This is a genomic window from Gilliamella sp. Gris3-2, assembly GCF_001690345.1.
Taxonomy (GTDB): Bacteria; Pseudomonadota; Gammaproteobacteria; order Enterobacterales; family Orbaceae; genus Gilliamella; species Gilliamella bombi.
Genome location: NZ_LZHB01000006.1, coordinates 1 through 22435 on the forward strand (window position 1 = coordinate 1; position 22435 = coordinate 22435).

Annotated in this window: 15 protein-coding genes and 1 CRISPR repeat array; of the genes, 5 read left to right on the plus strand and 10 right to left on the minus strand. The window is 34.7% G+C overall.

The features are described from left to right. A partial coding sequence (locus A9G32_RS01250) for an IS3 family transposase (protein WP_141672857.1) occupies positions 1-684 on the plus strand: 684 nt, incomplete at its 5' end. A gap of 333 nt (positions 685-1017) precedes the next feature. On the opposite strand, the gene A9G32_RS01255 is transcribed toward A9G32_RS01250, so the two are convergent. From A9G32_RS01255 to A9G32_RS01265, 3 genes are all read right to left on the minus strand, one after another. Continuing rightward, positions 1018-2406, minus strand: coding sequence for an MATE family efflux transporter (locus A9G32_RS01255; RefSeq protein ID WP_065590460.1), 1389 nt, complete (start codon positions 2404-2406; stop codon positions 1018-1020). Between the two features lie 8 nt (positions 2407-2414). Then, positions 2415-3731 (minus strand): 30S ribosomal protein S12 methylthiotransferase RimO, encoded by a 1317-nt coding sequence (gene rimO / locus A9G32_RS01260; RefSeq protein ID WP_442902813.1) that lies wholly within the window; start codon positions 3729-3731, stop codon positions 2415-2417. 329 nt (positions 3732-4060) lie between these two features. After that, positions 4061-4987, minus strand: coding sequence for a siderophore ABC transporter substrate-binding protein (locus A9G32_RS01265; protein WP_065590458.1), 927 nt, complete (start codon positions 4985-4987; stop codon positions 4061-4063). Positions 4988-5154: 167 nt separating this feature from the next. Here A9G32_RS01265 and A9G32_RS01270 point away from each other — a divergent pair, with 167 nt between their 5' ends. Then, complete coding sequence (locus tag A9G32_RS01270) at positions 5155-7125, plus strand: TonB-dependent receptor domain-containing protein (protein WP_034911754.1); 1971 nt, start codon at positions 5155-5157, stop codon at positions 7123-7125. 520 nt (positions 7126-7645) lie between these two features. Here A9G32_RS01270 and mmuM read toward each other — a convergent pair. The 5 genes from mmuM to mfd all read right to left on the minus strand — a co-directional run bounded on the left by mmuM (position 7646) and on the right by mfd (position 16679). Then, positions 7646-8587: a homocysteine S-methyltransferase gene (gene mmuM, locus A9G32_RS01275; RefSeq protein WP_065590457.1), complete on the minus strand. Its 942-nt coding sequence runs from the start codon at positions 8585-8587 to the stop codon at positions 7646-7648. Then, the gene (gene mmuP, locus A9G32_RS01280; RefSeq protein ID WP_065590456.1) at positions 8574-9977 is read right to left on the minus strand and encodes an S-methylmethionine permease; all 1404 of its coding nucleotides are present in this window, start codon (positions 9975-9977) and stop codon (positions 8574-8576) included. Before mmuP ends, mmuM begins: the two co-directional genes overlap by 14 nt. 89 nt (positions 9978-10066) lie before the next feature. Continuing rightward, positions 10067-11359: a DUF945 family protein gene (locus tag A9G32_RS01285; protein ID WP_065590455.1), complete on the minus strand. Its 1293-nt coding sequence runs from the start codon at positions 11357-11359 to the stop codon at positions 10067-10069. 313 nt (positions 11360-11672) lie between these two features. Further along, the gene (locus A9G32_RS01290; protein ID WP_065590454.1) at positions 11673-13184 is read right to left on the minus strand and encodes a YdgA family protein; all 1512 of its coding nucleotides are present in this window, start codon (positions 13182-13184) and stop codon (positions 11673-11675) included. A gap of 36 nt (positions 13185-13220) precedes the next feature. Further along, complete coding sequence (gene mfd / locus A9G32_RS01295; protein WP_065590453.1) at positions 13221-16679, minus strand: transcription-repair coupling factor; 3459 nt, start codon at positions 16677-16679, stop codon at positions 13221-13223. Positions 16680-16837: 158 nt separating this feature from the next. Here mfd and lolC point away from each other — a divergent pair, with 158 nt between their 5' ends. The 3 genes from lolC to lolE are packed head-to-tail and all read left to right on the plus strand — an operon-like array spanning position 16838 to position 19988. Beyond that, positions 16838-18040 carry a lipoprotein-releasing ABC transporter permease subunit LolC gene (lolC, locus tag A9G32_RS01300; protein ID WP_034946138.1) on the plus strand — a complete coding sequence of 401 codons (1203 nt, stop codon included), beginning with the start codon at positions 16838-16840 and terminating at the stop codon, positions 18038-18040. Further along, positions 18033-18737: a lipoprotein-releasing ABC transporter ATP-binding protein LolD gene (lolD, locus tag A9G32_RS01305; protein ID WP_065590452.1), complete on the plus strand. Its 705-nt coding sequence runs from the start codon at positions 18033-18035 to the stop codon at positions 18735-18737. The genes lolC and lolD overlap by 8 nt, the downstream gene beginning before the upstream one ends. Before the next feature lie 12 nt (positions 18738-18749). Continuing rightward, the gene (lolE, locus tag A9G32_RS01310) at positions 18750-19988 is read left to right on the plus strand and encodes a lipoprotein-releasing ABC transporter permease subunit LolE (protein WP_065590451.1); all 1239 of its coding nucleotides are present in this window, start codon (positions 18750-18752) and stop codon (positions 19986-19988) included. A 54-nt stretch (positions 19989-20042) separates the two neighbouring features. Here the strand turns inward: lolE and A9G32_RS01315 are convergent, their stop codons facing one another. Beyond that, complete coding sequence (locus A9G32_RS01315; RefSeq protein ID WP_065590450.1) at positions 20043-20774, minus strand: rhomboid family intramembrane serine protease; 732 nt, start codon at positions 20772-20774, stop codon at positions 20043-20045. Positions 20775-20817: 43 nt separating this feature from the next. Further along, entirely contained in the window at positions 20818-21312 is a 495-nt protein-coding gene (locus tag A9G32_RS01320; RefSeq protein ID WP_065590449.1) for a GNAT family N-acetyltransferase, read from the minus strand. A 322-nt stretch (positions 21313-21634) separates the two neighbouring features. After that, positions 21635-22082: direct repeats of the CRISPR family, unit length 28 nt; unit sequence GTTTACCGCCGTGTAGGCGGTTTAGAAA. Positions 22083-22435 lie beyond the last annotated feature (353 nt).

Here is a 22435-nt window from a genome sequence, read left to right on the forward strand (position 1 = left end):
GTTTCGGTATTGAATGCTATCACAGACCGGCATTTACGCTGGGGCTTTCCTAAATGTTTTAATCGTATCAAAAAGCTCGGCTATAAATGGAATCATAAACGGGTGTATCGGGTGTATTGCCAATTAAAGCTTAATCTCAGGATAAAGCGTAAACAGCGCATTCCTCCACGAAGCCCAGAAAGGCTATCAGCACCCAATAAACAAGGTGAATGTTGGTCAATGGATTTTATGAGTGACAGTAGTCGTAATCAGCGTCGCTTTAGGACATTCAATGTTATCGATGACTTTAATCGTGAAGCGCTAGGGATTGATATTGCAGTAAGCTTACCAGCAGGAAGGATTACCCGTTACTTAGATAAACTGGCTGAATATCATGGGTATCCATTAAAAATACGGGTCGATAATGGGCCAGAATTTACAGGAAAAACCTTTATAAACTGGGCTAAATCACATAATATAACCATTGATTATATCCAGCCCGGTAGTCCTTATCAAAATGGCTATATTGAACGATTTAATCGTACCTATCGTACTGAAGTACTCGATTTATATCTTTTTAACAACTTAGCACAAGCAAGGAAAATAACCGAAGAATGGTTAACGATTTATAACACCGAAAGACCGCATGAGGCATTAAATAACATGACACCGATTGAGTATAAAACACTAAAACAAGCAGCATGATTTTCTACGTGAGTTGTGTACTAAGTTTGGGGTATTTACAATTTTGGTTTCAAGAATTATAAATTTATTCAAATATTTGACAATAGGTTTTGATAAAAAATATCCAATATTTTAATTGTGAGTATTAGTATCGACGAGGAGAAAGTGATGAAGTTTCCTATGTCTAGGGTTTACCACCATGGACTAATGTTAGAACTTCGATGGGATGGCTGCTTGTCCATAATTATTGAAAGATTAACCTATTTATGTTTATTTATTGAATAATCAATAAGTTGTTATTAATAAAATGAGGTTAATCTTTTTTATTTTATTGAATGTCTTTAATAAATAACTTTATCTTGATGCCTGCTCTAAAATAACTTCAACGGGTTGTTTTTGAATATAGATCATCCTAGCTATTAATAGTAATGCCGCAACAGCAAGTCCTGATATAATACCTATCCAAAAACCAGCTGCGCCAATTGGTTGAATGATTAGGTCGGTTAATCCTAAAACATAACCAACTGGCAATCCGACTACCCAATAAGAAAGTAGAGTAATAAAAAAAATGCTTTTAGTGTCTTTATAACCTCGAAGCACATTACTAGCTACTACTTGTAAATAGTCAGACGCTTGATAAATAGCGAGTAAAATAATAAGTTGCATACAAATAGCAATTACAGCATTTTCTTGTGTAAATATGGTGATGATTTGTGAACTAAAAATAACTAAAATTAATGCAACTATAATGGCGATAGCTAAGGATATGGCTAAACTAATGTAAGAAGTTTGTTTGGCTAAAACTGGTTTTCTTTTGCCCAGTAAATAACCGACACGAATACTAGTAGCAACCCCAAGAGATAATGGAATAGCGAAGGTTAAACTGCTGATGGTGAATATAATTTGATGTGCAGCAACGGTTATTTGACCTAATGGGGCAATTAATAATGCAATCACAGCAAATAAGCTCATTTCAAAAAAGTAAGCGAGAGCAAGAGGAGTACCAAGCATAACAATTTTTTTGATTATAGCAAAATCAACTAGTTTGGTGATTGGTGTTAGGCGAATGTCGCGTTGGCTTGCGCTAGTGAGTGTATATAAGCGTATTAATATAAACATGAGCCAAAAGATGATTGTCGCTGTAATGCCACAGCCGACCCCACCAAAAGCAGGTAAGCCTAATTTTCCATAGATTAAAACGTAATTAATTGGAATGTTGGCAAGAAGGGCAATGAATATAATCACCATGGCTGGCTTTGTGTTTGATAGCCCTTCACATTGATTGCGGTAGACCAAGAAAAGCAAGAATGCTGGCACACCCCACATTATGGCACGTAAAAATTTGGTTGCCACGTCCATCATTTCTGGATCAATAGGGTGATCGTCCGAGCTTCTTAAGTTTATTATTAGGTCGGAATGATAGAGAACTAACATCATAAGCACTGATAATACCAATGCGATGACAACGCCTTGCCGAGTATGATCGGCAACTTGGTTTCGTTTAGCTGCACCATTTAGGTTTGAAATAATTGGCGTTAAAACAGTGAGTAAACCTTGCCCAAATAAGATGGTAGGTAGCCATATCGAGACAGCAATGGCTACCCCAGAAAGTGCCGTTTTACTATAATTGCCCGCCATGATAGTATCAACAAAGGTGATCGCAGTTTGTGATACTTGCGCAATTAGCACCGGAACTGCCAATTTAACCAGATTTTTTACTTCGTGTTTATAATGTTGTTTCATGGTGTTAATTAACGTTTAACCGTTCCCCATAGATCGTACTCATCGGAATGCTCAATGTTAACCTGAACAATATCACCGACTTTGACTTGGTTTTCTTCGTTTAAATAAACAACGCCGTCGATTTCAGGGGCATCAGCCATACTACGACCAATTGCGCCTTCTTCATCAACTTCATCAATAATGACAGCTAGCGTTTTGCCAATTTTGGCTTGTAATTTTTGCGTTGAGATTTTTTGTTGTAATTGCATAAAGCGATCAAAACGTTCTTGTTTTATTGCTTCAGGAATTTGATCGGCAAGTTTATTGGCTTCAGCACCTTCTATAGGACTGTATGGAAAGCAGCCAACGCGATCTAATTGCGCTTGTGATAAAAAGTCGAGCAGTAATTCAAAATCTTGTTCTGTTTCGCCGGGATAACCAACAATAAAGGTTGAACGTAACGTGATATCAGAACAGATTTCTCGCCATTTATGGATACGTTCTAAGGTTCTTTCAATGGTTCCAGGTCGTTTCATTGATTTTAAAATTGTTGGACTTGCGTGTTGTAATGGCACATCTAAATAAGGCAAAATTTTACCATCTGCCATTAATGGAATTAGATTATCGACACTTGGATAAGGATACATATAATGCAATCTGACCCAAATTCCCAAACTTGATAATTGTTCGCAAAGCGTTTGAATATCAGTTTTTAATGGCATTCCATTCCAGAAACTGGTCCTGTTTTTGATATCAACGCCGTAAGCTGAAGTGTCTTGTGCAATAACTAATAATTCTTTAACACCACTGTCGGCTAGTCGTTTTGCTTCATCAAGTACGTTACCAATAGGGCGACTAATCATTTCACCTCGTAATGATGGAATAATGCAAAATGTACAACTATGATTACAACCTTCAGAAATTTTTAGGTAAGCATAATGTTTTGGTGTTAGTTTTATACCTTGTTGGGGGACTAGACTGGTAAATGGATTATAAGCAGGTTTTGGTGCATATTTATTAACATGATTTAGTACCGCTTCATAGCTGTGTGGACCTGATATTTCAAGTACTTTTGGGTGTACAGTCCTAATTTGATCTTCTTTGGCACCAAGGCATCCAGTTACAATGACTTTGCCGTTTTCATTAAGAGCTTCGCCGATTGCTTCTAGAGATTCTTGTACTGCACTGTCAATAAATCCACAAGTGTTTACAATGACCAGATCGGCATTGTCATAGCTAGGTACGACTTGATAACCTTGTGTACGCAGTTCGGTTAAAATTCGTTCAGAGTCAACTAAATTTTTAGGACAGCCAAGGCTCACAAATCCAATTGTAGGGGGTAACATATTCATAGTATTTATAATAGTGTGTTATATTAAAGAGGTATTGTTTGAGAATTCAATAAACTATATTTGTTAATTATCGTTTACAAATCAAAATAAAGTTGGCATTTTATCACATTTCATCATAGTTAATATACCGATTTTCTAATTTCAAATTTACATTAGCAATGCTTTGGCTTATCTATTAAGTATTAGTAATAACTCGGAAAGTAGTTCGTTTGAATAAAAAGAATTATTTATTAAGTATTTCTCTGATATTTATCAGTATAAAATAAAGCCTTTATTGACAATAAAGGCTATTTAAAAAATAGAAAGTTAACAATCAAGTTATATTATTTTAATGCATTAATGATTTCGTCAATTTGACGATCTATGCTTTCAGCACCACCACCCGACAAATACCAAAGATCAGGAGTTAAATAAACAACCTGTGTTTTGCTTTTGTTTAATACTTTTTGTGAAAAAAAGTGCTCAGCCATACCTTGATTGCCGATTGCTTTGCTACGATCAACAACAAAAATAATATCAGGTTTGACTGATTTAATGTAATTATCATCAATAAAAATTGGTTTTGGTTTGCCTATTAAGTTATTTGCGGGCATAACGGTGAGTGGTACCGCTCGTTTAACATCTAGTACATCGTGAATCAATGCCGCGCTGGAACTTGAATTGATAAGAATCATCTTCCCATCGTTATGAATAGCAACAATAGCTTTTTTAGAACTAGCTTCGGCTACTGCTCGGGCATGTTGAATTTTTTCATCTAATGACTGAATAATATTATCAGCTTTACTCTCTGTGCCTGTAATATTTGCCAGTAAGTGGATATGATTTTTGGTTGATTCAACATAATTTTGAGCGTTAACACTTAAATTAATGACTGGTGCAATTTTAGATAGATCTTCAGTTTTACTAGCTTGACGGCCATCAATAATAATTAAATCTGGCTTAACTTGTCTGATTGCATCAATATTGGGTTCTTTCATATTGCCTGTATCGGTAATTGATGTTTTGTTAAATTGTTGCAAATAAGAAGGGATAACTGATAGTGGAGTTGCAACAACTATCGAACCTTTACCTAATGCATCTAAAGTATCTAATGCCCCATAGTTCATGACAACAACTTTTTCGGGCGACTTAGGAACTTGTACCGTTTGGTTGTTGGCAGTTACACTCATTGTTGTCGTTGATTGGCAACCAGTTAAACTTAATATAATCGATGCAATACTACTTAAAAATATCTTTTTCTTTTTATTCATCTCAATTTTCCTGTTTTTATATAAATGATAACTATTATCATTTAACAAAAAGGATTTGTCTAGCTATAAATAATTTTTTAAAGATATTGATAATCATTCTCATATAGTGTAGTCTTCATATATCTTATAAATCTATAAATGTCATTATAAATAATAGGGTTATAACAATGAAAGCAAAAAAGAAGATTAAATTGGCTACAAATGTCATTAATACTAGTATTTTGTTGTCATTATCGACAGCTGCTATAGCAGCTAGCAATTCAGATACTGACACCATGGTTGTTACTGCATCGGGGTTTTCTCAACAAGTCAAAGAAGCGCCGGCTACCATTTCGGTAATTACACCAGAAGAAATTGAAAAAAAACCTTATCGTGATGTCACAGATGCGTTGAAGGATATTCCTGGAGTAAATATTACTGGTGGTGGTGATTCTACTGATATTAGTATTCGAGGCATGGATGCCAAATATACCCTAATATTAGTAGATGGCAAAAAGGTTAGTACCCGCGAAACAAGACCAAATAGTGATAATTCAGGATTTGAACAAGGATGGTTACCACCATTAACGGCAATTGAACGTATTGAGGTTGTGCGAGGCCCTATGTCGTCATTATATGGTTCTGATGCGATGGGAGGGGTTGTTAATATTATTACCAAAAAAGTGTCAAATAAATGGCAAAGTGGTATACGTTTAGAATCGGTTATTCCTTATCGTTCAAAAGAAAAAGATACATATACTGGCAGTTTTTCGACCATGGGACCGATTATTGATGACGTTTTAGGTATACAACTTTATGGGCAGTATTCAAATCGTCATGAAGATAAATTTCTTGCTGGTCATGCAGGACAAAAATTACGTAGTTTAAATGGTAAATTGTCTTTAAATGCTACAGACACACAAAAATTTGATCTCGATTTTGGACGAGCTTTACAAAATAGTAATGCAACTGCAGGAAAAACAAGAGATAAATCTAGAAGTGATTTTAATAGAGATAATAGACGAAATACGTTTGCTTTAACACATAATGGTTTGTTTGGTGATGTCTCTACAACTTCATTTGTCTCTTATGAAGGAAATAATAACCCAAAAAGGAACATGAAAATTCGTAATACGGATGTAGATACACGTGTTACTATTCCTTTTAGTATTAATATGCTGACTTTAGGCGGAAAATATAATTATCAAGAGTTGCATGACGAAGGAAATCAACTAAAAACGACATTATCTAAAATTGATCGTTGGAATTATGCGTTATTTGGAGAAGATGAGTTACGTATTTTAGAAAATTGGAGTTTAACATTAGGATTACGTTATAACAAAGATGAAAATTATGGTAGCAACTGGAACCCAAGAGTTTACAGTGTGTGGAATATTGATGATAACTTTACGTTAAAAGGCGGTTATTCTACTGGTTATGCTACACCACAATTACGTTATGTGGTCACAGATTGGGGGCAAGTTACTGGTGGTGGATATTCTGATGGTGTAATCATTGGAAATCCAGATTTAAAACCAGAAAAAACAAATAATTTCGAAATTGGTATAGGTTATACCAATGATTATGGTATTGATGCCTCTGCAACTGCATTTTACACAAAATATAAAGACAAAATTCAATCATATTATATTTGTAATCGTAAAAAAGGAAGCAAGTGCTTGTTGAATGGTTATAGTAAAAAGTTTGACTTTATACAAGGCCGTGAAAATGTTGGCAAAGCTGATCTTAAAGGCTTTGAATTTTCATTTAAAACGCCTTTATTTACTGATTTCCTATTAACATCTAACTATTCTTGGACAAAAACAGAACAAAAAAGTGGGCAATTTAAAGGACGATCTTTAAATCGAACCCCTAAACAAAAATTCAATACTCAATTAGATTGGTATGTCACCCAACAATGGGATTTATGGACAAAAATGGCCTATTATGGCATGGAATCGTCTAATAACCGTGATGGCACAAAAGTTGAATATCCTGGTTATACTTTCTGGGACATCGGTGCATCTTATCAAATACATAAACAAGCTAAGGTTTATGCCGGTGTTTATAATCTATTTGATAAAAATGTAACTAACGATGATTTTGGTAAAACCTTAGAAGGTAGACGATACTTTGTTGGGACTGAGGTTAATTTTTAATTATTAAGTAAATTTAATTTTGTCTATAATTTTAAGGCGGCTTTTTAATATAGCTGCCTTTTTAATGATATTATTCAATTAAATATTATTTAATCTGATCTTACAATTAAATTTGTGTATTCATTTATTTATAAGTTGCTTAATACGGTAATTTATTAAAAAATGGACATATTTATCCAAAACAAGAAAAGTGAAACGAGTCGGTTTATTTTAGAAAAGTTAATTGCTATCTTCAAATGATAGATAGTAAAAATTTAGGATGGAACATTGCACTTATTTGTAGTGCTATTAATTGCGATTTATAATCAAATGAATTAAGTTCAATAATTAATTGTTCAGTAGCTTTTCATTGTACTAGGGAATTATTGACTGGACTATCAGGCTTTAACTTGATAGAAGATAAAAATCAAGTGTTTAACTGATGGTTTTGTTGGTTTAATTTGATTGGATTTGAAGCCGTTTAAGATATTATCGCAAAACTACAATAGTTCTTCATGCTCAAAATCCAATCACAATAAAATTAATAATCCTTTAATAATCTCACAATCTCTTTAATATCATTCGGTGTTGTTTGGCAGCAACCGCCAATTAATTTTGCACCTAATTTTGTCCAGATTGGTAGTTGATTTTTGAAGGTGCAATCATGTTGATGGTTCTTGTGCCACTGTTTTGTTATTGGATCATATTGTTCACCTGAATTTGGATAAACAATTAATGGTTTGGTTGTAAGCTTATTTAGCACTTCTAATGCTGGAGTAACACTTTCTAACGCAATGCAGTTAATACCAAGGCTTACAATTTGCTCGAAGTTGTTTAAATAATCTATTACTTGTGATAATGGTGTGCCATCGCTAAGATGCTGGGCATCTTTTAATGTAAACGAAAACCATGCATTGATAGTTGGAAACTGCTGTATCAATTTAACTAACGCTTTAATTTCAGCAAAAGAAGGTAGAGTTTCACAAGCAAGGATATCAACTTGGGCCTTAATCAAGGCTTGAATGCGATCACGGTGAAAATCAATAAATTCAGCTTCAGTTAGTTGATAGTCGCCAGTATATTCTGACCCATTAGCAAGATATGCTCCATAGGGACCAACTGACCCAGCAATCAGTAATGTTTTATTTTGTTTTGTTTCATTCAAATACTGCTGTTTAGCTTGCTGTGCAAGTTCAACGCTTTTTTTTATTAATTTGATAGATTCATCAAACGTAATTCCTTTTTTTTCAAACCCTACTGGTGTGGCTTGATAGCTGGCGGTGATAGCGCAATCGGCGCCAGCTTTAAAATAGTCATAATGAACTTGATAGATCAGTTCGGGCTTTTCAATTAATACTTTTGCCGACCATAGACTATCATTAAGATCGCATCCACGGCGTTGTAGTTCACTGGCTAGTGCACCATCAATAATAATGTGATTTTTTTGTTTGAATAGTGCACTAATTGGATTATAACTTGTCATTTTTTACTGCTCGTTTTTGATAAGATTGGGTAAAGTGATGCGCAATAAAACAGACAATTACAAAAGGAATACCGCAATAAAGCGCAATGCGTTGTTCTGGATCGAATGCTAAACCAATGCAAGCAATCAAACACAGAATAAACCCTAAAATTGGCACAAAAGGGTAAAATGGTGCTTTATATTTTAAGGCATTTTTTTGATTTTCGGATAGTTGCTTTCTAAAAAAGTAATGTGAAATGCAAATACTTAACCAAACTGCTACCACGGCGAAGCCAGAAATAGCGGTTAATGCTACAAATACAGTATCAGGAGCTATCACGCTTGAAAATAACGCTAACAATCCACCAAGCATACTTACTGCAATAGCGATCATTGGAATACCTTTATTGGTTAATTTAGCAAAGCACTTTGGTAGTGTACCTTGATTAGACAACGACCACATCATACGCCCAGAGGCATAAAGTCCTGAATTAGCGGCTGATAAAATAGCGGTTACAATAACAAAATTAAATATATCAGCAGCATATGGAATACCGATATTTTCAAATACCATTACAAATGGACTAGTAATAACGCCAGCTTGATCCATAGGTAGTAGAGAGGCTAACACAATAATGGTTCCAATAAAAAAGAGAATCAATCTTAAAATTGTTGTTTTAATGGCAAGTGGAATCGATTTTTCGGGATTATGAGTTTCGCCCGCAGCAATACCAATTAACTCGGTACCAGAAAAGGCAAAATTAACTGAAACCATCGTCATGATAATTGGTGTTATACCATTAGGAAACCAGTCATTATCGGTAATATTGTGTAAAAAAGGTGCTGGCATGTCATTTTTCATAGGAACAAAACCAAAGATAGCAGCAGCTCCAGCAACAATAAAAATAATAATAGTGATGACTTTAATGATTGAAAACCAAAATTCACTTTCGGCAAAGAATTGAGCGGTTATAATGTTTAATGCAAAGATTACGATACAAAAAATTAAACACCAAATCCAGACCGAAACAGTAGGGAACCAATACTGCATACATAAGCCAGCTGCGGTTAGACTTGAACCAAGTGCCACTGTCCAAGTTAACCAATACAGCCAAGCAACGGTATAACCAGTGCCAGGACTAATAAAGCGAGAAGCATAAGTGTGAAATGCACCTGTTTCAGGCATAGCGACAGCCAGTTCGCCTAGGCACAACATCACTAAATAAACAACTAATGCACCAATTAAATAAGCAATAATAGCGCCAATAGCCCCAGCAGTAGCAATAATATAACCAGTATTAAAAAATAAACCTGTGCCAATAACGCCACCCAGTGACAACATAATTAAATGACGGGTTTTCATGGTTCGTTTAAATTGGTTTTCTGTTGTGGATGATGAATTTGTATTCATAAATTTTTTTGCTTAAGTTAAAAATAATAAAATTCCGCCAAAATTAGTGGCGGAACTAAATAGGTTAATTTGAATAATAAATTAGCTAATTATAATTGTTCAAAGAATTCTTCTTTTGTTACTTTTTTACCATTTACGTTAACTTCATCACTATCTTTGGTTAGGCTTATATCAGAATAGATACCTTTGGTTTTACCATTGCTTGAAGTAAAATATTGAGAGCTACTAATGAAAAATGCGGACATCATTTGTAGGTTTTGATTTGCTTTAGCAATTTGTTCTGGTGTTACCGTGTTAGAGTTAGGGTTTTCGATCTGTGCGGACGTATACGCTAATACATCAAATGGTGCTTCAAGTTTTAATTTTAGTGAGTCAATTTTATCGTAATCAGCTTCATCAATAGCTGTACTATCTACATCAGACATACTGAAAATTAGGTTAAGATTAATATCGCCTGCAGGATTGTGCCAATTCAATTTATTTAACGAAAAATTAATATAATGCTTTTGTTCTGTATCATCTGAGTCAGGATAACCTATTCCCAATTGATTAGTGAATAGATGCTTATCAAGTCCTTTAAAATCAATATCTATCGAGCCATAACCTAGATTTTGTTGTCCATAAATAATTGAATCTACACTACTTGAAAATGATCCATCGACAGTATTGGTGACGTCATTTAGGACATTTTTTTCGTCCATAACGAATTTATTAATAACAACCGAAACTGGTTTTGAATTAAATGATGCAGGGTAGGTTAATAAAATTTTATCAATTTCAATTTTAGTTGATATGTCAGAGCCAGTAGTATAACTACCAAAGGTGTACTTGCCTTCACCAAGTTCTAATGCACTATCAATTCTTGGAAAGAATGGAACTTCATTTTGGGTAACTTTTATTGCTTTGCTTGCTAGTTTAACGGTGATATATTCACCATAACTTATACCTGCATGTCCTGTAATAAAAGGCTGATTGCCCGCTAGCTTCCAAAGTGTCGGATTAGTTTTTTCGCTCATTTCATATTCTAACCAAGCCATTTTAGGCGCAAAACTTCCTTTGGCGAGTGCAGCGATAGGAAATGGACCATGATGAATAGTAACATCATCAGAAAATAAGGTTTTAGGTTGAGCATCGTCGCCTGTAGCATTTTGGAGTGATGCTGTAATAGTTAAATGCAATTTAGTTGAAAAGATATTCTTTTCATAATTACTTTTTATAATATTAAACGTGAAATCGTTTTGAGTTTGATTAATTTTGTTTGTAATTTGTACCAATTCATTATCGATGTTATTTTCGATCATGTTGCCTGTATGCCATGCAGTGCCTACGTAAGCAACCCCTAATACAGCAAATATTCCTATAGCAAGTGTGTTTTTTTTCATTATAGTTCTCTTAGTTATTTATTATATTTTAAATTATCATTCCTGATGATTTATAAAATCAACCAGCAAACTTTTAATATATTCAAAGTGATAAATTAATTGTAATCCTAGTTGTTATAATTTTAATCGATTTGAGCTTTCTAGGCGATAGTTTTTTGATTTTTTGTAAAATGCACCTATACAAGTTTAAATAAGTACCTTAGCATATTATGGTGCATATATTGTTAACTACTACGCTTGAATCTAAAATAATCGCCAAATTAACCAATATCATTGAAACATTTTATAATTTTTTTAGTGTCGCTAAAATAAATTAGAAATTTCCAAAAAAATCTTTTTTATCTAGTAATTGTCCATTTACCTTTACGCTTTGATTGCCTTTTGTATATTCCACATTAGAATAGATACCTTCTGTTTGATCTTTATTAAAGATAAAAAATGGTGATCTACTAAAAAACATTTTGGCATTGGTTTTTATTACAGCGCTTTCTTTTGCAATTTGTTCTGCTGTAACTTGCTTAGTGTTAGGGTTTTGGATTTGTGCGGACAAACTAGCTAAAACATCAAACGGAGCTTCGAGATTGAATTTAAGTGTATTTATTTTGTCATAGTTTTCTACATCAGTATTTGAGCTATTTATTTCTGATATATTAAACAATAAGTTAACATTAATGTCGCCACTAGCATTGTGCCAATTCAATTTATTTAACGAAAATTCAATATTGTGTTTGTCGCTCTCACTTATGTCAGGATCAGTTGTTTCAAAGTGAGGATCGAAAAATTGTCTACCAACCCCTTTGAAGTCAATATCAAATGATCCACTACCTAGATTTTGTTGACCGTAAATAATCGAACCAATACGACTTACAAGCGAACCTTCAATTGTATTATTGCTGTCATTTAAGATATTTTTTTGACTCATCACAATTTTGTCAATAATCACTGATTCGTTTTTCGGAGTGGATGATTTGAAATTTAATGTAATTTTATCAATACTGCTTTGCTCATCAATATTTTGATTTTTGTAGTTAACCCGACCTTTGGATTTGAAATTGTTGACATCAAAATTCCCTTTTGAGATAAAGCTATCAAAACTGTATTTAATATTGCCAATATTAAATTCATAATCGATGTCTTCAGTGGTACTGAGTGGCTTTAATGACAGATTAAAGTCATCAAAGTTAAAATGATGGGTATCGTCAGAAAGAAAAACTAATTTATCCAATTTGATTTCAGCCTTAATGTCAGAACCATTGGTATAGCTACTAAAGGTATAACTGCCGTTACTGATATCTAAGATACAATCATGAATGGACTGGATTTCGTTCTGTGAGGCTTTAATCGCTTTGCTTGCTAGATTAACGGTAATATATTCGTCATAACTCACGCTTGTATGTCCACTAATAAACGGTCGATTGCCCGCTAGTTTCCAAAGTGTTGGATTTGCTTGTTGACTCATTTCATATTGTAACCAAGCCAATTGTGGGGAAAAAGTCCCTTTTGCAAGCGCAGCAATAGGAAAAGGACCATGATGGATAGTGACATCGTCATCAAATAAGTTTTTTGGATAACTACCTTGAATAGTCGATTCACGTGGTGATACGGTCACTGTTAGATGTACTTTTGTTGAAAAAATACCTTTGTCATAATGGTTTTTAGTAACGGAAAATGTGAAAAGATCTTGGGACAGGTTAACTTTGTTTGTGATTAGTGCTAATTGGTCATCAATATGCTCTTCAATCATATTACCGCTGTACCATGATGTACCTGCATAAGCCATACCTAATACAGCAATTATTCCTATAGTAAGTGTGCTTTTTTTCATTGTGGCTCTCTTAGTCGTTTATTGTAATTATAGTTATCATTCTTGATGACTTGCAAAATCAGACAACAAATTTTTAATATATTCAATGCGATCGATTCGTTGCAATTCTGATTTTTGTAATTTTAATCGATTTGAACTTTCTAAGCGATAATTTTTTGGTTCTTTTTGAATTATTTCAATTAAGTAATCGACTGACACCTTATTATTATTACCGAATTCAATATAGCCGCCTTTTTCACCAAATTCAATCTTAGTAATGCCTAATTGAGTTGCGTGATAACGGATTTTGGTAGTTTCTAGTAAAAAAAGCACTGCATCGGGCAATTTACCAAAACGATCTCGCATTTCAACTTGAATATCGGTGAGTTCGATAAGATCGGTGATACTCGCAATACGTTTATATAGTGATAAACGTGTATTAACATCGGGAATAAAATCATCAGGAATAAGTGTTGGTAAGCGTAACTCAATTTCTGTTTGTTGATTATTGAGTAATGATTCAAGTGTTGGCTCTTTACCTTCTTTTAGTGATTTGACGGCCTCATCAAGTAGCTCAATATAAAGGTTAAAGCCAATAGTCTCAATTTGACCGCTTTGATCGCTGCCTAATAACTCCCCAGCACCTCGGATTTCAAGATCGTGTGTGGCTAGAGCAAAACCTGCACCTAAATCTTCAAGTGAGGCAATTGCTTCTAGGCGTTTTTTGGCATCTTTAGTGAGTAATTTAGGGGGTGGGGTTAATAGATAAGCGTAAGCCTGATGATAAGAACGTCCAACTCGTCCTCTGAGCTGATGTAACTGGGCTAAACCAAATTTATCGGCACGATCAATGATAATGGTATTGGCATTAGGAATGTCGATACCAGTTTCAACAATGGTTGTACAAACAAGTATGTTAAAACGTTGATGATGAAAGTCATTCATCACACGTTCTAAATCGCGTTCATGCATTTGCCCATGTCCAATGGTAATGCGTGCTTCGGGCACCAGCTCTGCCAGTTTTTCGCTTACTTTTTCGATATCAGAAATATCATTGTGTAAGTAATAAATCTGACCACCACGTAAAATTTCACGCAAAATGGCTTCTCTAATCACGAGATCATCATATTCTCTAACAAAGGTTTTCACTGCTAAACGGCGAGCTGGAGGAGTCGCAATAATAGAAAGATCCCGCATACCACTCATTGCCATGTTGAGGGTTCTTGGAATTGGCGTTGCGGTTAGTGTTAGAATATCAATGTTTGCTCGCATTGCTTTAATTCGTTCTTTTTGGCGGACGCCAAAACGATGTTCTTCATCAACAATCAACAGGCCTAAATCTTTCCATTTGATATCTTCTTGTAACAATTTATGTGTGCCAATTACAATATCAATTTTGCCTTCACCAAGAGCTTCTATAATACTTTTTTGTTGTTTGGCGGTTTTGAATCGAGACAGACTTTCTATGCGAATTGGCCAGTTTGCAAAGCGATCACAAAAGCTTTCGTAATGTTGTTCTGCAAGTAAAGTTGTAGGAACTAAAACTGCTGTTTGTTTATGATTAATAACAGCTAAAAAAGCAGCACGGATCGCTACTTCTGTTTTACCAAATCCAACATCACCACAGACTAATCTATCCATGGCATAAGGAGAGCACATATCGCCAATTACTGCCCCAATGGCATTTTGTTGATCATCAGTTTCTTGATAAGGAAACCCTTGGCAAAATAGTTCATACTGCTCTCGGTCTTGTTTAAATTCAAATCCGGGTTTACTTTCACGTTCAGCGTAAATATCTAGTAATTCAGCTGCAACATCTCGTACTTTTTCGGCCGCTTTTTGCCGTGCTTTACTCCAAGCATCAGTACCTAATTTATTGAGTGGTGCGTTTTCTTCATCGCCGCCAGAATAACGGCTAATTAGATTTAATGATGAAACAGGAACATAAAGCTTGGTATCATTGGCATATAATAGAATAAGATATTCAGCCGTAATCCCACCTGTTTCTAATGTGGTAAGTCCTGCATATCGACCAACGCCATGTTCTAAATGGACAACGGGTTTGCCGGGTGTTAGCTCAGCTAAACTACGAATAAGTGAATCAGTATTGATAGCTTGTTTATTTTCTTTTTTGCGACGAACTACTCGTCGTCCTAATAGCTCATTTTCAGTAATAAAGGCAAAATTATCTTGCTGATTGATAAAGCCCTGTTCACTAGCTCCAACGATTAAATAAAATCGGCTATCACTGTTTTTTCGTTCATCAAGTAAATTGATGGTAGTGGGATGAATACGAATTCGTCCAAGAATTTCTTGTAAAGCCTCTTTACGTCCTTCTGATTCAACCGAAAAGATGATTGTCCCTGCAAAATTTTCAACAAATTTTTGAAATTGCAAATAAGGATCTTTTTGTTGGATCTCAATAGCAATATTAGGTAATGCTACATAAGGCAAATTAACGTTTTTATTTGATTCAGTCGTTATTGCATGCGATAAAACCATTCTTGGGTAGTTTTTGAAATTGGCAAAAATCTCGTCAGTTTTAGACCAAATAACATTTGGTGCAAGTAATGGTCTCATAGGATCGACTTTGCGACTTTCATAACGTTGGGTAATATCTTGCCAATATTTGTTAGCATATTGTTCAATATTAACTGTATTTATAATTAAGCTATTTGCTAAAAAATAAGAGAATAGAGGTGTTAATGGTTCTTTAAAAAACAAGGCTTGCCAATATTCAATACCAGTTGGCAAAATATTTTTACTAACTTGTTGATAGATGCTTTCTGAGTCTAATCTAACCTCAAATTGTTCTCGCCATTGACTACGAAATAACTCAATAGCTGTTTTATCGAAAGGAAACTCATGGGCTGGTAGCAATTGTATTTCAGCAATTTCACCAAAGGTACGTTGAGTTTCGACATCAAAAGTACGGATACTGTCGATTTCATCATCAAAAAAATCGATACGATAAGGCTTATCACTGCCCATGGGGTAGATATCAAAAAGCGCTCCACGAGTAGCATATTCGCCATGCTCCATAACTTGGCTGACTGAACGATAGCCAGAATTTTCAAGTTGAAGGCGTAAATGTTCTCGGCTAATTTGTAAGCCTTTTTTCATCATAAAAACATGTCCACCCAAATAACTTTGTGGACAGACTTTTTGCATTAAGGTATTAATGGGTAAAATTAACGCCCCTTTGGTTAAATGTCCAAGATGATAAAGGCAAGATAAGCGTTCTGATACGATATCTTGATGAGGAGAAAAGCTGTCATAAGGCAATGTTTCCCAATCTGGAAAGATAATAGACGGGAAGGATGTAAACTGCTTTAGTTCTTCATGAATGCGCGAAGCTTGTTGCATATCATCAGTGACAATCACAACTATACCTTCATGTGCATCTATAGCTTGAGCGCAAAATTGTGATAAGGAAGAGCCAACTAGCTGCCCAATTTGCTTTACTTCACCTGATTTTTGAGGAATTAAGTTTAAAATATTAACTGTTTTAGACATGATGAGTTCGTTGATTTCGCTGAAAATTTATTGTCAGATTATAACGTAAGTATGAGGTTGTTTTCTATAACTGTTTAATCCTGTATGATAAGCACCTTGCATTTAACTAGCAAAACTTTGTAAAAAAGTTTCAGGTAATATATACGTTTATGTCAAAAATATTTCGTCCATTAGTATTTTTTATTGGTTTGCGCTATGTATACGGGCAAAAAACGGATGGGTTTGGTCGCTTTGTATCATGGTTGTCGATGATTGGGATTATGTTAGGTTCAATTGGTCTAATTGTGGTCTTATCAGTCATGAACGGGCTTGAAGATCAGATGCAAAGTAGTATTTTAAAGTTTTTACCTCAAGCCCAGATCACAACACCACAAGGTAGGATAGATCCTAAGGTCATTACTCGTGAGCAATTTAATCAGATTCAAGGTGTTAATCGTATTAGTTCTTTGGTGTCGAGTGATGTGGTTTTGCAAAGTGAGCAAAGTATCACTGTAAGCACACTAATGGGCATTAACCCAGAAGATGATGATCCTATTAATGATTATATCTATAGTGGATCGTTATTAGATCTTCAAGCAGGGCAATACAATGTTATCATAGGGCAAACGTTAGCTAATCAATTAGGTGTAACCGTTGGCGATAAAATACGTTTAATGGTAACAGATGCAAGTCAAATTACCCCAGTTGGGCGTATACCTTCCCAGCGTTTATTTAATATTGTAGGACTGTTTACCGTTAACCACGATATCAATCAAACGCTTATTTATGTCAATCAATCTGACGCTAAAAACTTATTACGTTATCCTCCTAATATGATTAGCAGTTGGCGTCTATTTTTAGATAAACCACTGGATATTGCCTCGATAACCAATACCCCATTACCTGAAGGATTAGTCTTTAAAGATTGGCGAGCTAAACGCGGTGAATTATTTCAAGCCATTAAAATGGAAAAAAATGTCATGGGATTACTCATTAGCCTGATTGTGATTGTTGCGGCTTTTAACATTATTACTTCATTAAGCTTGTTGGTGATGGAAAAGCAAGGCGAAGTCGCTATTTTAAAAACACAAGGTCTGTCTCGCTTTAAAATTATGTTAATTTTTATTATTCAAGGTGCAAGTTCAGGAATAATTGGCACGTTATTAGGTAGCGCCTTAGGACTGCTACTTGCTATTAACTTAAACGAAATCATGCAATTGTTAGGTTTATCTTTAGCTGGTATCTTGCTACCTTCATTGGTTGAACCATCGCAAATTATTTTAATTATTATTGGATTGCTTATGTTATCGCTAATTTCAACACTTTATCCTGCATATCGTGCAGCCAATATTCAACCTGCCGAGGCTTTACGTTATGAATAATTCACAAATATTACTAAGTGCCAAAAATCTTTATAAAACTTATAACGAAGGCAAAATGGTGACCGAGGTTTTAAAAAATGTCTCGTTTGATATTTATTCACAATCATTACTCGCCATTATAGGTAGTTCAGGATCAGGTAAAAGCACTTTATTGCATTTGCTTGGTGGCTTAGATAATCCCACATCTGGCGAAATTATTTTTAAATCACATCAGTTAAATCAATTATCTGAACAAGAAAAGGCACGTCTACGTAATCAAGAAATTGGCTTTGTTTACCAATTTCACCACCTATTGCCTGACTTTACCGCGCTTGAAAATGTAGCCATGCCACTATTAATTGGCGGCGTTTTACCCAACGAAGCTAAAAAACGGGCTATGGCAATGCTAGAGTCGGTTAATTTAGTCAAACGAGCAAATCATCGTCCTTCCGAGTTGTCTGGTGGAGAACGCCAACGAGTGGCAATAGGGCGTGCATTAATTAATAACCCCGCTTTAGTAATGGCTGATGAGCCAACAGGTAACCTTGATAAATCAACAGCCGATTCTATTTTTGAGCTACTGATTAAATTAAATCGTGAACACGGAACTGCGTTTTTGGTTGTTACACATGATCTTGAGCTTGCCAATAAACTTGATAAACAAATGGTGATGAGAGATGGTCAACTTTCTGATAGCGCATCATCAGATAACAATTAATGGATAATTAATATGAATTTATCTTTAATTACCGCCATAAAATTTCGAAAAGGGCGTCGTAAAAGTGGTATGGTGTCGTTAATTTCGATTATCTCAACACTCAGCATTGCTATTGGTATTGCGGCATTAATTATTGGTTTAAGTGCCATGAATGGCTTTGAACGTGAATTACACAATCGAGTGTTATCGGTAGTGCCACATGGACAATTCTATCCCAAATACGGCAATTTAGATAATTGGCAACACGTTCAACAAGAACTTAAAAACAATAATAATATTGTATCAGCCTTGCCATTTGTTAATTTTACTGGATTGATTGAAAACGGTAGTAAGCTTGGTGCAGTACAAGTACAAGGTCTTGACCCTGAACAAGAAATGCAATTTAGTTCACTACCGAATTATGTACTGAATAAAAAATGGCAAGATTTTAAGCCCGATAGTCAACAAATTATTATTGGTGCTGGGCTTGCTAAAAATTTATCAGTGAGTGAAGGGGGATGGGTTTCTTTATTAATTCCTGTTTCGAGTAGTCCAAATCAACTCAAACCACCTAAAAGAGTCCGTTTGCAAGTAGTAGGGATTTTAGAATTAAGTGGCAGCTTGAGTAATAATATGGCAATAATTCCATTAACAGATGCACAGAAATTACTAAATACGGGCGATAGCGTTACAGGTATTATGGTAAATGTAAAAGACGTTTATCAATCCAATAACCTTATTGGTCAAGCAGCATTAAGGCTTGACGAAGATCTGTTATTTAATAGTTGGGAACAGACGTTTGGCTTTATGTATCGTGATATTCAAATGATTAGGCAAATCATGTATCTGGCCATGATTGTGGTCATTGGCGTGGCTTGTTTTAATATTGTATCCACTTTAGTCATTGCCGTAAAAGATAAACAGCGTGATATTGCCATATTAAAGACCCTAGGCGCAACTAATCGTTTAATCAAACATATTTTTATATGGTATGGGGTGATTTCAGGGTTAATTGGCAGTCTAATTGGAGTTATTTTAGGCGTAATACTGTCATGGCAACTTTCTAACATCATGGGCTTTATTGAGTCATTAATGGGGCATAAAATCTTAAATAGCAATATCTATTTTATCGATTTTTTACCATCCGAAATTCATCTGTTTGATGTGGTGATAGTGTTTATAACTGCCATGTTACTTAGCTTAATTGCTAGCTATTATCCAGCTAAACGTGCTTGTAAGATTGAGCCTGCACGGATTTTAAATAGCTTTTAAATAGCTTTTGTATAAATAAGGCGCTGTTTAATGATAATCAGCGCCTTTTTATTATTAATAATAGACATAATAACCATTAGGTAAAGCATAGTGCATATATTGCACATAGATCCCCAATGCAGTCACAATAAATACAAGACCAATAATAAGCAGAGTTAACTTACTTGGGTATTTGAACATTTTAATACATAACGAAACAACCCCACCAAGTACAAAACCAGCACAAGCACCACCAATATGCGCCATATTATCGATAGATGGCAATAACCCTAACCCAGCAGTTAATACTAAACTCACCAGCATTGCTTTGACTGGCATTTCTTGTATATTGGTTTTAAATACCAAACAATAAGCCAACAATGCGGTAATAATACCCAAAATAGCACCCGAGGCACCACAGCTAATCACATTTTGATTGATGGTGGCAATATCGCTTGATAAGCTTCCTACTAGCCCTGAAAAAAAGTAAATGCCAACAAAAGCAAGGCAAGGAATGCGCTGTTCTAAAATAGGACCAATGCTCCATAATGCCAGCATATTCATAGCTAAATGAGTAAAACTGACATGCATAAATAAATTAGTAAACATGCGCCAATATTGGCCAGAAAAAGTTAACTCCGCAACATCGGCTCCCCAATCAATCAAAAAATGATTTTCATATAATGGCGAAAACCCACGGCTATCAACTAGCCGAAATGCAAAAAAACACAGAATATTGATTACTACCAGCGTTGTTGTGACTTTAGATTGACTGGCGTAATATTTAATATCATTAAAGGTGCTCATTAAAAATCCTTTTGAATAGGTAAATTTTATCGATAGAGGTCAGTTAATCTAACCGTTTACCTAATATCACTAAATCACGCTGAACATTATCTAATTCAGCAATTTTTGGAAGAAGCCCCCATTGTTGATACTGCATTTTTTTAAATAAATTAACACTAGGTAAGTTATGTCGAAACACATAGCAAAAAATTGCCTCAATTCCAGCTTGTTTAGCAAATTGTTCGATTTTATCCACCATAAATTGACCAATTTTTTTGCCTCGAAAATCTTGATGAAGATATAAGCTAATTTCAACGGTTTTATAAAAAGCGGGACGACCATAAAACGAAGATAAACTAATCCAACCACAAGGTCTATCTTGATATTTAATTAACCAAATTGGGCGATTGTTAGGGTTATGCTGGTAAAACCATTCCAATCGACTTTCAACAGAAACAGACACTGTATCGGCAGTAACTTGTCGACCAGCAATTGTTGAATTATAAACATCAACAATAAATGATAAATCTTCTAATGTAGCATCGTGGTAAGTAATCATGTTTTTTGCTTTAAGTGGTTTAAAGTGAAATTATTGTAATTTTATTATTGTTTATTGGCAATAAAGCATATTTTTTATAGTGAGAAAAATAATCTAGGTAGTAATATTTCACATTTAAAATAAAATCAATTCACTAGATGAATTTTTTGAAAATACAATTTAAAAATTGCCTCAAAATATAAAATTTAGCTAACCCTTTTTTTTAACAATAAATTAAAATCAATAAAAACAAAATGTTAATAATATCTTGTAAAAAAGGGTTTTTGACAGAAAAAATCCTGTTTGCCTTTTGCTAAATGGAATTATAGTATATTGGCTTCTAGTTTACCGCCGTGTAGGCGGTTTAGAAAGCTATCTTGAGTTGTATTTGCGGCAGACGAATGTTTACCGCCGTGTAGGCGGTTTAGAAATGAATGGCATCACAATAAAGATAATCTAATTGGTTTACCGCCGTGTAGGCGGTTTAGAAAAAAATTGGGTTAACCTGTGTAACGGGTTGGCTGTTTACCGCCGTGTAGGCGGTTTAGAAAAACAGGACAATACAACAAAATCTTAGCTGACCGTTTACCGCCGTGTAGGCGGTTTAGAAATATACAAGCCTCACTGTTTGGGTAGTCACGCCGTTTACCGCCGTGTAGGCGGTTTAGAAAAGACCAAAACGGCAGGGACAAACCCAATGAAGGTTTACCGCCGTGTAGGCGGTTTAGAAATACAACCTTACTTTTTGGTGTTAAAAATTTATGTTTACCGCCGTGTAGGCGGTTTAGAAAAGACCGATCCACGACAACGCCCCTTTAACTTTAGTTTACCGCCGTGTAGGCGGTATTTTGTATAAAAAATAGAAATTTCTGTATAACTGGTTGATTTTAATGAAAATAAAAAATTAAATAAAATCAATGCTCTACCTGAACAATTTTATGGGCGTAATACATCCCATAACATGGTAAGGATTATATGTTCGTTGGTTTTAGGTAATTCACTAATTCCTTGGTTTAGAAATTATCACCAATATTCATGATATTCACAAAAGTTAAGACTTACAAAACCTAACACCATATGCTAATTAAAAAATTGCATAAAAAACTAGCCAAGTTTTTTTAAAATGGCTATACTTTAACCTCCT

Excerpts from the sequence above, each read along its gene's own strand:
- lolD (WP_065590452.1), top strand. The coding sequence starts at position 18,033 with ATGAATAATTCACAAATATTACTAAGTGCCAAAAATCTTTATAAAACT.
- A9G32_RS01320 (WP_065590449.1), bottom strand. The coding sequence starts at position 21,312 with ATGATTACTTACCACGATGCTACATTAGAAGATTTATCATTTATTGTT.
- mfd (WP_065590453.1), bottom strand. The coding sequence starts at position 16,679 with ATGTCTAAAACAGTTAATATTTTAAACTTAATTCCTCAAAAATCAGGT.
- rimO (WP_442902813.1), bottom strand. The coding sequence starts at position 3,731 with ATGTTACCCCCTACAATTGGATTTGTGAGCCTTGGCTGTCCTAAAAAT.
- A9G32_RS01290 (WP_065590454.1), bottom strand. The coding sequence starts at position 13,184 with ATGAAAAAAAGCACACTTACTATAGGAATAATTGCTGTATTAGGTATG.
- mmuP (WP_065590456.1), bottom strand. The coding sequence starts at position 9,977 with ATGAATACAAATTCATCATCCACAACAGAAAACCAATTTAAACGAACC.
- A9G32_RS01285 (WP_065590455.1), bottom strand. The coding sequence starts at position 11,359 with ATGAAAAAAAACACACTTGCTATAGGAATATTTGCTGTATTAGGGGTT.
- mmuM (WP_065590457.1), bottom strand. The coding sequence starts at position 8,587 with ATGACAAGTTATAATCCAATTAGTGCACTATTCAAACAAAAAAATCAC.
- A9G32_RS01265 (WP_065590458.1), bottom strand. The coding sequence starts at position 4,987 with ATGAATAAAAAGAAAAAGATATTTTTAAGTAGTATTGCATCGATTATA.
- A9G32_RS01255 (WP_065590460.1), bottom strand. The coding sequence starts at position 2,406 with ATGAAACAACATTATAAACACGAAGTAAAAAATCTGGTTAAATTGGCA.
- lolE (WP_065590451.1), top strand. The coding sequence starts at position 18,750 with ATGAATTTATCTTTAATTACCGCCATAAAATTTCGAAAAGGGCGTCGT.
- A9G32_RS01315 (WP_065590450.1), bottom strand. The coding sequence starts at position 20,774 with ATGAGCACCTTTAATGATATTAAATATTACGCCAGTCAATCTAAAGTC.
- A9G32_RS01270 (WP_034911754.1), top strand. The coding sequence starts at position 5,155 with ATGAAAGCAAAAAAGAAGATTAAATTGGCTACAAATGTCATTAATACT.